This is a genomic window from Desulfuromonas svalbardensis (assembly GCF_055389415.1).
Map to the genome: position 1 here is coordinate 1,171,989 of NZ_AP042416.1, position 14,424 is coordinate 1,186,412.

The window sequence follows — 14,424 nt, forward strand, 5'->3', positions numbered from 1 at the left end:
CTGGGTGCAGTGTCCTTGCAAGTTCGGGGTGTCGTCTGCCTAAGAAATTGGGGCGTGGTGGAATGATGATGATTCGAGTTTGATGGAAAGGGTGCACCAAAGTGATTGGTTGATTGGCGTGGATGTCATTTAAGTGTATTTTGAAAGGTGAATACTCTTGAATTCATCTGGTGTCATCGTTAGTGTGTACTGTTTGTTGAATTTATAAAAATTACAGTTTGTTTTTTCATATTTAAGGAGAATCATTTCATGCTTATTGTTATGGATCATAGTGCTCAAGATTGTGATGTTGAACAGGTTAAGCTGGCGGTCTGTGCGATGGGCTTACGACCAGAACCTATTCCGGGTAGCGAACGTACGGCGATTGGTGTTCTTGGCAATCAGGGCTATGTTGATGATGCAACCATTCGCAATCTGTCGGGAGTGCGTGAGGTGATCCATGTGAGCAAACCTTATAAATTGGTTTCGCGTGATTTTCACCCTCAACCGACTGTGGTTAAGGTTGGCGCGGTTAGTATTGGCGACGGTCATGCAGCGGTGATGATGGCGGGGCCGTGTTCGGTAGAGAGTGAAGTGCAGATGATGGCCAGTGCCGAAGCTGTTAAGCAGGCTGGCGCACAAATCCTTCGCGGTGGAGCCTTTAAGCCGCGGACTGGACCGCACTCTTTTCAAGGGATGGGTGTTGATGGCTTAAGGCTGCTTCGCCAAGCAGGTGATGCGATGCAGATGCCCGTTGTAACCGAAGTGATGCGAATCGGCCAGCTTGACGATGTTTGCCGTTATGCCGATCTGTTACAGATTGGTGCGCGCAATATGCAAAATTTCGATTTGCTGAAAGAGGTTGGCAAGCTTAATTTTCCAGTATTGTTGAAGCGTGGTATGAGTGCGACGATTGAGGAGTTCTTGGCTGCCGCTGAATATATTCTTGCCGAGGGTAACTCGCAGGTGATTTTGTGTGAGCGCGGGATTCGTACGTTTGAACGTGCCACCCGTAACACGCTCGATCTTTCCGTTGTTCCATTGGTGCGTCAATTGAGCCATTTGCCGATTATCGTCGATCCAAGTCATGCCACGGGGGTGCGGTCGTTGGTCCCGGTGATGGCAAAATCAGCGTTGGTTGCTGGAGCGCATGGTTTAATGGTTGAGGTGCATCACGACCCAGCGCGGGCGTTGTGCGATGGGGCTCAGAGTCTTGATGGGGCCGATTTTAAAGTGTTGATGGCCGAGTTGGATGGCTTGCAGAATTATTTAGATTCTTCGACGATGAAAGCAAATGTTTAGTTTGCCAATAAATTAGTCCTCAGTGCCGAGTGCTTTTTTTTGATCGGTTCTTCAGGGGTGTCATCTTTGTTTGTTACGCTTTAGTGAGTGGAGTGGGTATTTGTGTCCAAAGTTGTTGTTGTCTCAGTCTTAGCGCCACTGCCTAAGCCGTTACATTATCTTGTTGCTGAAGCTCAAACCCATCTTGTTATGGTTGGTCGCCGTGTACGCGTCCCTTTGGGGCGGCGGTATGCGGTGGGTGTGGTGCTGGAAGCTATCGAACTTGAAGATGTTGCAAAGTTGAAACCTGTCGCAGAGGTGCTCGATGATGAACCCCTGCTTCAGTCTGAGTTGTTAACGTTTATTCGCCGCGCCAGTGCCTATTATGCTTTTCCCCTTGGCTTAGCTCTCAAAACAGCGCTTCCCGCGGGGTTGGGTTCGTTGACTGCAGCTCCCAAGGTTAAGCACGTTCGTGTTTATTCCCGTACTGATATGCAGTTGACCTTACGCGGTTCGGCACAAAAAGAGGTTCTGGCTTGGATTGAAAATCATGGGCCAATTGATCTCGATGAATTGCGCCAGCAGTTCCCCTCGCCCTATACTGTTTTGCAGCGTTTAGAAGCTCTTGAACTGATCTCTTGTAAGCAGCAGGAGTGCCAGCGCGATCCGTTTGTCGGTATCGATGTCGTTGCCGATCAGGATTGGCCGCTAAATGATGAGCAAGCGGAGGCCGTGGCCCAGATTACAGCGGCGACAACGGCTGGACAATTTGAGCCGTTTTTGTTGCATGGTGTGACGGGAAGCGGGAAAACTGAAGTTTATTTGCAGGCGATTCGTGCGGTACTGGCCGCTAAGAAACAGGCGTTGGTGTTGGTACCTGAAATCGCCTTAACCCCACAACTCGTTGGTCGTTTTCGCGCTCGCTTTGAGCAGCAACAGATCTGTGTTGGTGTTCTTCACTCAGGGATGTCGGCTGCGGAACGTTTTGATATGTGGCGTGCTGTCGTACGCGATGAGGTCGATATTGTTATTGGTGCTCGTTCGGCAGTTTTTGCACCGTTGACCCGTTTGGGGATCATTGTTGTCGACGAAGAGCATGACGATAGTTATAAACAGAGTGAAGGCTTTCGCTATCAAGGCCGCGATTTGGCTCTGATGCGTGGACAGATGGAGGGCGTTGCCGTGGTGTTGGGCAGTGCAACCCCGTCATTGGGTAGTTGGCAACGAGCCGAGGTGCAGTTACTGCGTCGTTTATCGTTAACGCAACGCGTCGGTGATCGTCCCTTGCCCGAAGTGGCGTTGGTTGACATGAAAGAGGCCGAAGTCGAAGGTGGGTTGTCGGCCGAGCTGCGCGAGGCAATTACGGAAACCTTGGAGCGCAAACAGCAGTGCTTGCTGTTGTTGAATCGCCGTGGTTACTCCCCTTTTCTTCTCTGTGGTGATTGTGGTGCTAGTTATCGTTGTCCGAATTGCGAGATCACCTTGACGTGGCACCGCAAGCTGGGTCAGCTGCGCTGCCATTATTGCGATTACCACCAGCCACCCGCCGATGAATGCCCACAGTGTGGTGGTGCTGCCATGGACCCCGAAGGGATGGGGACAGAGCGTTTGGCCGATGAGCTACAGCTGCTTTACCCTGATGCTCGAATAGAGCGGATGGATCGCGATACCACTTCGGCTAAGAACGCTCAGCAGGCCTTGGTGGGACGTATGGAGCAGCGAGACGTAGATATCCTTGTTGGTACGCAGATGATCGCTAAGGGGCATGATTTTGCCGCCGTGACGTTGGTTGGTGTCGTTGATACCGATGCCGCTTTGAATTTTCCCGACTTTCGTTCAGCTGAACGTAGTTTTTCCCTGTTGGCTCAGGTGGCTGGCCGTGCGGGTCGTGCTGATCTGCTTGGTCGTGTTGTTGTGCAAACCTACTCGATTGACAACCCGGTGTTACAGTGTGCCATTGACCATGATTACCTACGTTTTGCCAAGCAGGAATTGCCCTTGCGGCAACTGTTGTCTTATCCCCCCTTTGGCTGTCTTGCAAACCTCGTGCTGTCGGGGCTTGATCGTCATGAGGTTGAGAAGGCTGCTGAAGCGTTGGTGGTTGGGCTGGAAGCGCAGGCCGAAGTGTGTGGTGATGTCGAAGTGTTAGGGCCTGCACCGTGTCCCTTGTTTCGTTTGCGAAATCGCTACCGTATGCAAATTCTCCTTAAGGGACAAAGTCGTAAGGCGCTGCGTGGCTTGATCGCTTATGCTCCGCAGTGGAAAACGTATCTTAATGCGCGTTTGACATTGGTTTTAGATGTCGACCCCGTTGACATGATGTGATTTTACTTTGTGAGTACTTTTGTGCGGATATTGAGTACTCAATATCCGTTTTGTGGCTTGCGTGTTGGTCGCCCCGTCGTCAAAGGACTTCTTTCTTTAAATAATAAAAACATGACATAACGGTCGCTTACCTGTTGATTTTTTAGTTTGAATAAAATTGGTATGCTTAGTGCTTAATAGGTAAGCCTTCGATTTCTTTGCCGATTCATTCGTTGCAGTAGTGTGCAATGAAGGTTTTATTTATTGGCATGATCTATTTAACTGAAAGCTCAAAGGAGAGCCTAATGTCACCTGTTATTGACGAAAAAGTTGCCCCTATTTATCAAGAAGTTCTGAATCGTAATCCTGGTGAGGTGGAATTCCATCAAGCCGTACTCGAAGTTCTTGAGTCTCTTGGGCCTGTTTTGGTTAAGTATCCTGAGTTTAGTCAACAAAAAATTATTCAACGTATTTGCGAGCCCGAGCGTCAAATTATCTTTCGAGTACCCTGGGTTGATGATAACAATCGTGTTCAAATCAACAGAGGTTTCCGCGTTGAGTTCAATAGTGCATTAGGTCCCTATAAAGGTGGTCTACGTTTTCACCCTTCTGTTTATCTCGGTATTGTTAAATTTCTCGGTTTTGAGCAGATTTTCAAGAATGCGTTAACTGGCCTACCTATCGGTGGCGGTAAAGGTGGTTCTGACTTTGATCCTAAAGGTCGTTCAGACGGCGAAGTGATGCGTTTCTGCCAAAGTTTTATGACTGAGTTGTATCGTCATATTGGCGAGCACACTGATGTCCCTGCGGGTGATATCGGTGTTGGTGGTCGTGAAATCGGTTATATGTTTGGTCAATATAAGCGTATTACTAACCGCTGGGAAGCTGGCGTACTGACAGGTAAAGGTCTGGCTTGGGGCGGTTCGTTGGTTCGTACTGAGGCAACAGGTTACGGTGCGGTATTCTTCGTACACGAGATGCTCAAGGTTCGCAACGACAGCCTTGAAGGCAAAACCTGTGTTGTTTCTGGTTCAGGTAACGTTTCAATTTACACAACTGAGAAGATCGTTCAGCTCGGTGGTAAAGTGGTTGCATGCTCTGACTCAAACGGTTACATCTACCATGAAAGCGGTATTGATCTTGATCTCGTTAAGCAACTGAAAGAGATTGAGCGTCGTCGTATCAGTGATTATGTCAATTATCACAAAGATGCTAAATATGTTGCTGGTGGTAATATTTGGGAAGTTCCTTGTGACGTGGCCATGCCATCTGCAACCCAAAATGAGATCAACGGTAAAGATGCGAAGATGTTAGTTGAAAATGGTTGTATCGCTGTTGGTGAGGGGGCAAACATGCCTACAACTCCCGAAGGTGTTAAAATCTTCTTGGATGCTAAGATCGCATACGGTCCAGGTAAAGCAGCGAATGCTGGTGGTGTTGCAACCTCGGCTCTTGAAATGCAACAAAATGCCAGCCGTGATTCTTGGTCTTTCGAATACACAGAAGAGCGTCTGCAAAAAATCATGCAAAACATCCATCAGTCTTGCTACGAGACAGCTGATGAGTTTGGTACTCCTGGTAACTATGTTAACGGTGCAAACTGCGCTGGTTTCATTAAGGTTGCTAAGGCGATGGTTGCAATGGGTGTTATCTAAACCTTTTTGCTGCATTGTGAATACAGAAAAGCCCGGGGAAACCCGGGCTTTTTTTGTGTCTAAAAAATGCGACTTTGTTTAGTCGTCGTGTTTGTAGAGGCAGATCAGTTTTTGGCTCAAAATATCTGACATCAGTTGCAGCGGTTGGTCAAGTTTGACCACTTTAACCACCCGTTTATATTTGGAATATGAGGGTAAAATCCCCTCAAGACTGTTGCGCTGCTGGTCAAGCCACTCTTTATCGAAATGGATCCCTTTCTTTTCTGGAAACAGGGCTAAATAAAAGATATCGGCTTCGACTAAATCCTGAAAAAAGTGCGAGCCAAACGATAGCTCGGGCATGAGGCCGCCGGTTGTGAATGCGACTTCGCATAAGGCAGTGATGTTGCTGATCTCGGCAAAGCTAATCGGTACGCCAAGTTCAGGTGTCGATGTCCCCCACCGACCTGGGCCCATGAGTAGTGTTTGGTTGTCTTGGCGATCGCATACCCGCTTATTGATACGGCCAATAAGCCGAGCGATATCATGTTTTGCGCTGGTTGAAAGTTTGACATACTCCTCAGGTTCAACCCATATCAGCCAATTGAGTTTATGGGAGATGTTACCGCCCATAAAGTTACTCTTGGTTGACAGGAATAACTCAGAGTCATCAACATTCTCGGGCAGGTTGACACGTTTGTCGTGCCCTTGGGTTTGTAGTGGTCGACATTGAACAATGTTTATTTTAGGCTGTTCATCCACCATGTTGACGGTGAATTCGATATCGACGGGATAGTCGTAAGCTTTTTCCAGAGTTTTTAATATCTGCTGCATCATGGTACTAAAAGGTGTTTCAGAGAGCAGTTGGTCAAAGGTTAATAGCCAGGCATCCTGTCTGTTGTTGCTGCGTCGCTCCATGAGTTGCATGGTCTCGTAATCGCGAACGGCATATTTTTCCATTGGAATATCGTCGATTTCACGGTTGAGTTGTAGCAGTGAGATCGTTTGCAGAGCGTTGTCAGTGATGTTGAGGAGGTCAACATCGCGTTGAGCAAAGCGACGGGCATCATCAAAGCCAGCGTACGGTTTTTTCAGTGGGTAGTCCAAGGCAACGATACGTGGATAATCGCCTTCGACACGATCAACGGCCCGTGTTCCCATGCCGAGAACCAATCGCAACATCCCCGCTGTGGGGTCCATCTCCTTATCCCAAACAAAGGTATTGTGGGAAACGCCAACACCGGCGAGTTCAGGGAAGTAGTATTTACCACGGTAGGAACCTGAAACACGCATGATGAGCAGAGCCATCTGCTCCTCTTTTTTGTCCAGTCCGCGTTGCTTACGATAGATCAACGCGTCTTCACTCATGGCACTAGCAAAAACCCGCCGTATGGCACTTTCGAGCTGTTCGTATCGTTGTTCCGGCGAGCCTTGATTGACACAGAAAAAGCTGTCGTATTTGCCGGCAAAAGCGTTGCCAAAGCTATCCTCTAAAAGGCTACTTGAGCGGACAATGATGGGGTATTGGCCATAATAGTCGAGCATTTTCTTCAATTCAGTTTTGGTCTCTTCTGAGAATTCACCATGTAATAATTTGTCATGGAGCTCAGCGCCGCAGCGATAGTAACCCTCGTCTGTTTTTTGCTCCATAAACAGTTTCCACCAGCCGTTATCGATCAGGTGGGAGAAGTAGACGTCTGATCCAACATAAAATGAATCATGATGTTCGAGACTTTCATCCCAATTTCGTTGGTTGTCGTGTTGGAGGATTTTTCGCGCGAGTAACATGCCGACAGATTTACCGCCAATATAGCCGGTACCGATAATTCGTGATTTTATTTTCAACAAACCTTCTAGGCTGAAATATTTTTCGGCTAGTTCTAGAACGCGTGGCTCACGACCGATGATGTGGCGGCACAGCTCGCGCACCATTTCATCTTTTTCGGCATCAGTTGGGTTGCTGTTTAATAATGTTTCAGCGCGCATAAACAGGTGGTGCCAGTGATCAAGGTGGCGGCTCGGTGTCGAAACACGGCGCTTGCGCAACATGTCGGTAGCTTCGCTGCTGTTAGTTACCGGAACAAAGTGGTCATTTTGGCGAATGTGAGGTAGGAACATGGTTGGCGAATGACGTTGCCATACTTTGATCGGTTGGAATTGCAGTTGTCCCTCTTCGTAGGGGATGTTGAGGAGTAGCTGGGTTGTTTTTAAAATTTTGGCGACTGATTTGAGGGATAAACTTTCACGCTTAAATGAAAAATAGGCGACGGTGTCGAGTTCGAACAGGTAAGGGCAGGTGATACGAAAGAAATTGCCGAGCATGCGGTCCGTTGCCCACGCCGAAAGGATATCTGTTAAGCAATCGAATACATAAAAAGTCCCGACGCCCTCATCAGTAATAATTTGATGTACACGGGTGGCAAAGGATTCAAAGCCACAATAGGCATCCAACTCATAGATGGTGATGCCGTCGCGCTCAGGGAGTAGCGGTTGGTGTTGACCGAAGCGCATATAGACAACATTTTTATTATTTTTTAAGGCTTCATTGACAAATGGTGTGACAAAATGTTGGTAGTCTTCAATGCGATCAACCTTCCATACGACATTGTCACCAATACGTAGTCCGTCGAGGATGTTGTCAATGTCGGGAAAACCAGTGCTAACGCGTTGATCGTTCGGCATTATAAACTCCTTAAGTGTATTAAATATCAGCTTGAAATTGATCTGAAATTATAACATGGCCATTTGTGTGTGAAAACAAAACAGCTCAAATTTAGTTGCTTTTTTGTGGAAAATATCAATACGATTTTTTTGTTGAGTATTTGCGGAGATTATTTAGTATTAAGCAATCGAAGAATTGCTGATTTGCGTGATGATGTAGTGACTGATGGAGGAATTATGACAGTCGTTCGAAAGATAATTGTGTTAAGCCTGCTGTGTTCAATGTGTGTGGGGTGTCAAAGTATGTATTTCTCCGCTATGGAGAAAGTTGGGATTCATAAACGCGATATTTTGATTGATCGAGTTGAAGATGCGCGCGAGGCCCAACAGGAAACCAAGGAGCAGTTTCAGTCCGCTCTAGAAGCGTTTTCAGCGTTAACGGGATTTGATGGTGGCGATCTTGAAGATCGCTACAATGATCTCAAGGAAGTCCTCGATCGTAGTGAAGAGAAGGCAGATGAAGTTCATCAGCGTATCAATGCTGTGGAAGATGTTGCTGAAGCGTTGTTTGATGAGTGGCAAGATGAGCTGGAGCTGTATAGCAGTGCCAGTATGCGCCGTTCAAGTGAGCAGCAACTTAACGATACGAAGCGGCGTTGCGCTCAGTTGGTGGTAAGTATGCGCCGCGCTGAAAAGAAAATTGAACCCGTGTTGTCACCATTGCGCGATCAGGTTTTGTACTTAAAGCATAATCTTAATGCGCGTGCGGTCGCTGCGTTACGTAACGAGTTGAGTGATGTGCAAAATGATGTTGCTCGTTTGGTGCAAGAGTTAGAAAAGGCGGTCGATGAGGCCGATCGGTTTATTGCTGACCTTGAATCGCAACGATAGGTTCTATCAGCCATTGCTCGCAAAAAAAATACGATGATAAAAAAGCCCATAGGACTTGTTCTGTGGGCTTTTTAGTGTATAGTTTATGAAATTGTTTACTTGATTGGTCATTAATTTGGCTACGCTTTTTTGGAGGGTATTATGTGCCGAATTTATCGTCGTTTAATTATATTGCTGCTGGTTCTTTTACCACTTCCAACCCCCGTAACGGCAGCGAGGCGTGCTAAAGCAACGTTTGCAGGTGGTTGTTTTTGGTGTATGGAGCATCCTTTTGACGCAATTGAAGGCGTCGAAGAGGTGGTGTCAGGTTACAGTGGTGGACAGGAAAAAGACCCGACCTATGAGCAGGTTGCTTCCGGAAAAACATCACATCTTGAAGCGGTTCAGGTTGTTTATGATCCGCAAAAGGTAAGTTATCAACAGTTGTTGGATCTGTTTTGGCGTCAAGTTGATCCAACGGATGAAGGTGGTCAGTTTGTCGATCGTGGAGATCACTACCGGAGCGCTATTTTTTATCATGATGATCAGCAGCGGCTTATGGCGGAACAATCAAAACGTAAATTAGATGAAAGTGGTCGTTATCAAGCGCCGATTGTTACGGAGATCGAACCGTTTGCCAACTTTTATTCTGCTGAAGGCTATCATCAAAATTTTTACTGTAAATCAAGTCAACGCTACAATTCGTATCGAAAAAATTCAGGTCGTGATCAATTTTTAGGCGAGATCTGGTCGGATGAACATGGTGTGAAAAATGAACAAGTCAGGGTGGGTGGCGACTTACAACAAAATCCGACTTACGCGAACGATTGTGAGTATCTTAAGCCGACGAATAGCCAACTCAAGGAGATGTTGTCTGATTTAGAGTATCGTGTCACTCAAGAGGAGGGTACCGAGCCACCTTTTAACAATCGTTATAACGCCACCAAGGAGGCGGGGATTTTTGTTGATGTTGTTTCAGGAGAACCACTTTTTAGTTCGAAGGATAAGTTTGAGTCAGGAACGGGGTGGCCGAGTTTTGTCCGCCCGATACAGGATAGTGCCGTCACAGAAAAAAAGGATCGTCGGTTGTTTAGTGTCCGCACAGAGATTCGTAGCCGTTGGGCCGATTCACATCTTGGCCATGTGTTTTCCGATGGTCCACAGCCGACAGGGTTGCGATATTGTATCAATTCAGCGTCCATGCGTTTTATTCCGAAGGATGAGATGGCTGAACAGGGCTATGGCGATTGGTTGAAAATATTCGAGGACTGATTCTTATGATTGTTCAATAGTTGTGTGCGGTGTGGTTAGGCCCTTTCGATAATCTCCCAGCTTAATCTGAACAGTTTGGCAGAGGCCGTCGAAGGCGAGAGGCGCTAATCAACCTTCAGTATTGTTTTAGCAGTACTGAGGCTGTAGCATCTCTTTGCATAAGTAGATCATAATTTAATCGTATCTTTGTAAGGGGTTAATTATGTCAAGTTCTACCCAAATAAGGCTTGTCACCATGGCCCAACAGCTGAAATTTTTTCTTGTTCTTCTCGTCGTAGCATATTGTTGCACCGTGAGCGTGGGTTGCACTCCTCAGCCTGTTCTCCCTCCAGTAGAACTGATCACTGACGATGTGAAACCGCCAGTGTTGGTGGATCAAAAATCAACGTTTCAACGTGTTCAGTGGATGGATCTACCCGGTTGGCTCGAAGATGATCCACGCAATTCTCTGTCCGCATTCAAAGCTAGTTGTGCTTCGCTGAAATATCGTCCCGATTGGCAGGATGTTTGTCGTGTTTCTGACAATATTGGTGACAATAAGAGAGCGGCGCGAAACTTCTTTCAGCATCATTTTACGCCATGGCAGGTTTTCAATGAGGATGGTGGTGAAAATGGGTTGATTACCGGTTACTATGTCCCCGACTTGGAGGGCAGTCGGCAGGCGAGTGATGAGTATTGCTATCCTCTGTATAGTAAGCCTGATGATCTACTGGCGATTGATGTTTCTGCCGTTTATCCTGAGCTTAGTCACTACCGTTTTCGCGGCAGACTCGAAGGGAATCGTGTTGTCCCTTATTGGGATCGGGATGAAATTGATGGGTTAAAACAACCACTGCTTGGCAGTGAACTGTTTTGGGTGCGTGATCCTGTTGCTTTGTATTTCCTGCAAATACAGGGTTCCGGTCGAATTAATCTTGACGATGGTTCTCACGTGATGGTGAGTTATGCCGATCAAAATGGCCATCCTTATCGTTCCATTGGTAAGTTGCTTCTGGAGCGAGGAGAGCCAACTCCTAACATTGATCAATGGTGGCGTAATCATCCACACCAATTACACCAATTACTCAGCGAAAACCCTAGTTATGTGTTTTTTCGTCAACTAAAGATGAACACCCTGATGCCGCCAGGTGCGCTGGGTGTTGGGCTTACTGCTCAGCGCAGCATTGCTGTTGATCCTCGCTTTGTTCCCCTAGGCGCACCCGTGTTTTTGTCAACCTCATGGCCAAATAGTAGTAAGCCATTGCAGCGGTTGATGATTGCACAAGATACGGGTGGGGCAATAAAGGGCCGAGGTCGAGTTGATTTTTTTTGGGGTGTTGGTGATGATGCGGGACACTACGCCAAAAAGATGAAGCAGCAGGGTCAGATGTGGCTACTACTGCCAAATGCTATGACACCAGAGAGTTTTAGCGGGAGATGATTAAAAAAAAGCGCCATCCACTGATTGTGGATGGCGCTTTTATATTATATGCAGATTAAACCGATAACCGAAGCGAGGATCTATGCTTCGCCAATCTTCATAACGATCTTACCGAAATGCTGATCTTCTTCCATCATTTGATGTGCTTGTACGACCTCATCAATGGTGAATACCTTTTCGATGATCGGCACGATGGTGCGGTCAGCAAACTTGGGCAATGCGCGCCGGGTAAACTCAGCAATGATGTCGCCTTTTTCAGCCACCGGGCGTGAGCGCAGAACTGAACCAATGATCTGCTGACGTTTTACCATCATCAAAGCAAGGTTAAGCTCGGCTTTAATGCCGCTGATGATGCCGATAATGATCAGTTTCCCTTTGTAGCCGAGTGACTTCATGTTCGGTCCGAGGTATTTCGCACCAACGTGATCAAGGATCACATCCACCCCTTTTTTGCCGGTAAATTCTTTGATAGCTCCAGAGAAGTCGGGAGTTTGTGTATAGTCAATGACCAAGTCAGCGCCGAGTGCTTTAACGCGCTCAAGTTTCGCAGGGCTCGCTGTGATCACCATTTTAGTATTGGGAGTCAGGGCTTTAGATAGTTGGATTGCTGCGGTATTAACACCGCCGCCGCCGCCGTGGAAGATTGCGGTTTGACCATCTTCAAGGCCGCCAATCATAAAAACGTTGAGGAATGCGGTGATATAGCTTTCACATACGCATGCGCCTTCTTCAAAGCTCATGCTTTCGGGTAATGGCATAACATGGTTGTCGTACGCGACAGCGTATTCAGCATAACCGCCGCCGCCCACAAGAGCAATAACACGGTCGCCAACGTTCCAGCCTTTGGCATCGCTACCAAGTTCCTCAATGACACCAGAAACTTCAAGGCCGAGAATTTCAGAGTCGCCAGCTGGTGCAGGATAGTTTCCCGCCCGCTGAACGAGGTCTGGGCGGTTGATGCTGGTCGCCACAACTTTGATGAGCACTTCATTTGCTTTTGGGGAAGGCTTGGCAATTTCACCAACTTTTAATACGTCAATACCACCAAATTCATCGAGTAATACAGCTTTCATGCGATCGTCTCCTTTTAAATAACATTAAAATATATGAGTGACAAAATAGAACACTGTGTGAATTTTCGGATTATCGCTGTTCATCGCCATTGATGCAATAAAAAAGAGTCTCTTTTTATGCGGGATGACGGTGAAAGCAGTAACCCTGACCGCGTACGGTGGTAAAATGAAGTGGTTGTGATGGGTTGGGCTCAAAATATTTGCGCAACCGAACTATGAAATTGTCGAGGGTACGGGTTGCTGTATCGGGGTCAATCTCCCACACTGATTGGAGCAAGAACGCGCGTGAAAGTGTTTCTCCTTCGTGACTAAAAAATACCCGCAGCATTTTAATCTCTAATTCTGTGAGCTGAATGGGCTGGCGCGCGCCAGAGACTTCACCGGATTTAAGGTTGATGGTATAGGGTCCAAAGCCGTATTGATCTTTCTCTGTCAGTACGGGGCGGTACCAGCCCGAACGGCGTAACATGCCCGCCACGCGTAGGAGTAGCTCATCGAGGATAAATGGTTTGGCGATGTAATCATCGGCACCTTCTTCAAGGCCCTTGATGCGATCTTGATCGCGATTCATTGCTGTTAGCATTAAAATGGGCAGTTGTGAGTCTGAGGCCCGAATGTGACGGCAAAGTTCAAGTCCATTTATCTTGCCAGGCAACATACGGTCAAGAATCGCCAACGAAAATTGGTAGTGATCAAAACGTGCCATCGCTTCTTCAGCGGTAACCGTGTGGATGACTTGGTAACCCTCTTGTTGAAGGTTGAAAATTAAACCTTGGGCGATGTGCTGCTCATCCTCAACAAGGAGAATGCATGGACTGTCCTCCGTCATGATAGTGGCTCCATAATTTGAGGTAAGGTGATGTGGAATGTCGTGCCTTGATTGGGCCCTTCACTTTTAAGGGAGATCTTCCCTTTATGGCGTTTTACAAGAGCGCGAACGATAAAAAGCCCTAAGCCTGAGCCCTTAATGTGACTATCGTGGTGTTGCAGTCGGTAGAATAATCGAAATACTTTGTGGTGATCGCTAGGGGCAATACCTCGACCGTTATCCCGTATAAGAAGGTGGCAATATCCACGTGATGACGTCAGGGTGACATCAATTTTAACAGGTGAATTTGAATACAGAACAGCATTTTCAAGCAAATTGCGTAAAATCATATCGAAGGTGTCGGGTTCGATTTTTGCTTGGATATTTGGTGTAATTGACGTCGTTAGTTCGATCTGATTATCCTGAGCATTGCGCCACAGGGTGAGGTAGTCGGTTAAGAATTGTGACAGATCATAGGGGCGCAACGTTAAGCGCCATCGACTTTGTTCTAGGCGGTTAGCTGTCAACATTTTATTAATGAGGTTGTTGAGTCGTGCGGTGTCCGCCAGCATGGTATCAATAAAGCTATCGAGCTGTTCTGCTTCAGGGTGATGGCGGCGGATGGTTTCAAGGTGAAGTTGGACCGAGGCGACTGGGGACTTAAGCTCGTGAGTGACTTGAGAGACAAAGTTTTTTTGCTCACGGTTTAAGGAGAGTTGGCGTCGCCAATAGATAAAGATGATATAGACCCCAGCAAGGATAACTGCGAGTAGAAGCAACCCTTCGCTAAGAATGACCCAGTCGATCCCAGGTTGTAAAAGCTCGGGGCTGTACTTTTCTGCAATATTTCGCAAGCGGCGGTGGCTACCAAGAAACCAATTAATCCAAAACACCACGACAATCACCCAAGCAAATTGGATGGCAATAAAGGCGAGTAAAGGATTGATGGCGCGACGTTGAAACTTCATAACAAATATGTACACTGTTCAGGGCGCGAAAACAAGGTGCAACTCACACGTTACGGGGCGTAACGTTGCTGCTGATTTCAGAATTTTACACAACTATTACATTAGAATGGGGGTTGTTCTGGTAGCATGATCAGCCTAGTTCTTTACGATATCT

At 47.0% G+C, this 14,424-nt stretch carries 10 protein-coding genes; 6 read left to right on the forward strand and 4 right to left on the reverse strand.

Features of this window, described 5'->3' with window-relative positions:
- Positions 1-249: 249 nt before the first annotated feature.
- The 3 genes from aroF to gdhA all read left to right on the forward strand — a co-directional run bounded on the left by aroF (position 250) and on the right by gdhA (position 5,219).
- Positions 250-1,281 (forward strand): 3-deoxy-7-phosphoheptulonate synthase, encoded by a 1,032-nt coding sequence (gene aroF / locus ACZ5KY_RS05230; RefSeq protein ID WP_464242847.1) that lies wholly within the window; start codon positions 250-252, stop codon positions 1,279-1,281.
- Positions 1,282-1,383: 102 nt separating this feature from the next.
- On the forward strand, positions 1,384-3,585 hold the full coding sequence (gene priA, locus ACZ5KY_RS05235) for a replication restart helicase PriA (protein WP_464242848.1): 2,202 nt from the start codon (positions 1,384-1,386) through the stop codon (positions 3,583-3,585).
- A 284-nt stretch (positions 3,586-3,869) separates the two neighbouring features.
- Positions 3,870-5,219, forward strand: coding sequence for an NADP-specific glutamate dehydrogenase (gene gdhA / locus ACZ5KY_RS05240; RefSeq protein WP_464242849.1), 1,350 nt, complete (start codon positions 3,870-3,872; stop codon positions 5,217-5,219).
- A gap of 78 nt (positions 5,220-5,297) precedes the next feature.
- Here gdhA and ACZ5KY_RS05245 read toward each other — a convergent pair whose 3' ends face one another.
- The gene (locus tag ACZ5KY_RS05245) at positions 5,298-7,880 is read right to left on the reverse strand and encodes a PEP/pyruvate-binding domain-containing protein (protein WP_464242850.1); all 2,583 of its coding nucleotides are present in this window, start codon (positions 7,878-7,880) and stop codon (positions 5,298-5,300) included.
- A gap of 216 nt (positions 7,881-8,096) precedes the next feature.
- Between ACZ5KY_RS05245 and ACZ5KY_RS05250 the strand changes: the two genes are divergently transcribed.
- The 3 genes from ACZ5KY_RS05250 to mltA all read left to right on the forward strand — a co-directional run bounded on the left by ACZ5KY_RS05250 (position 8,097) and on the right by mltA (position 11,421).
- Positions 8,097-8,750, forward strand: a complete 654-nt coding sequence (locus ACZ5KY_RS05250; RefSeq protein ID WP_464242851.1) for a DUF2959 domain-containing protein — start codon at positions 8,097-8,099, stop codon at positions 8,748-8,750.
- A 141-nt stretch (positions 8,751-8,891) separates the two neighbouring features.
- Complete coding sequence (gene msrA, locus ACZ5KY_RS05255; RefSeq protein WP_464242852.1) at positions 8,892-10,001, forward strand: peptide-methionine (S)-S-oxide reductase MsrA; 1,110 nt, start codon at positions 8,892-8,894, stop codon at positions 9,999-10,001.
- Between the two features lie 202 nt (positions 10,002-10,203).
- A complete protein-coding gene (gene mltA, locus ACZ5KY_RS05260) occupies positions 10,204-11,421 on the forward strand; it encodes a murein transglycosylase A (RefSeq protein WP_464242853.1) in 1,218 nt (405 codons plus the stop codon).
- Positions 11,422-11,501: 80 nt separating this feature from the next.
- Here mltA and ACZ5KY_RS05265 read toward each other — a convergent pair whose 3' ends face one another.
- From ACZ5KY_RS05265 to ACZ5KY_RS05275, 3 genes are all read right to left on the reverse strand, one after another.
- On the reverse strand, positions 11,502-12,494 hold the full coding sequence (locus tag ACZ5KY_RS05265) for an NAD(P)H-quinone oxidoreductase (protein WP_464242854.1): 993 nt from the start codon (positions 12,492-12,494) through the stop codon (positions 11,502-11,504).
- A gap of 115 nt (positions 12,495-12,609) precedes the next feature.
- Positions 12,610-13,323 carry a response regulator transcription factor gene (locus ACZ5KY_RS05270; RefSeq protein WP_464242855.1) on the reverse strand — a complete coding sequence of 238 codons (714 nt, stop codon included), beginning with the start codon at positions 13,321-13,323 and terminating at the stop codon, positions 12,610-12,612.
- Complete coding sequence (locus ACZ5KY_RS05275) at positions 13,320-14,270, reverse strand: sensor histidine kinase (protein ID WP_464242856.1); 951 nt, start codon at positions 14,268-14,270, stop codon at positions 13,320-13,322. The genes ACZ5KY_RS05270 and ACZ5KY_RS05275 overlap by 4 nt, the downstream gene beginning before the upstream one ends.
- Between the last annotated feature and the right edge of the window lie 154 nt (positions 14,271-14,424).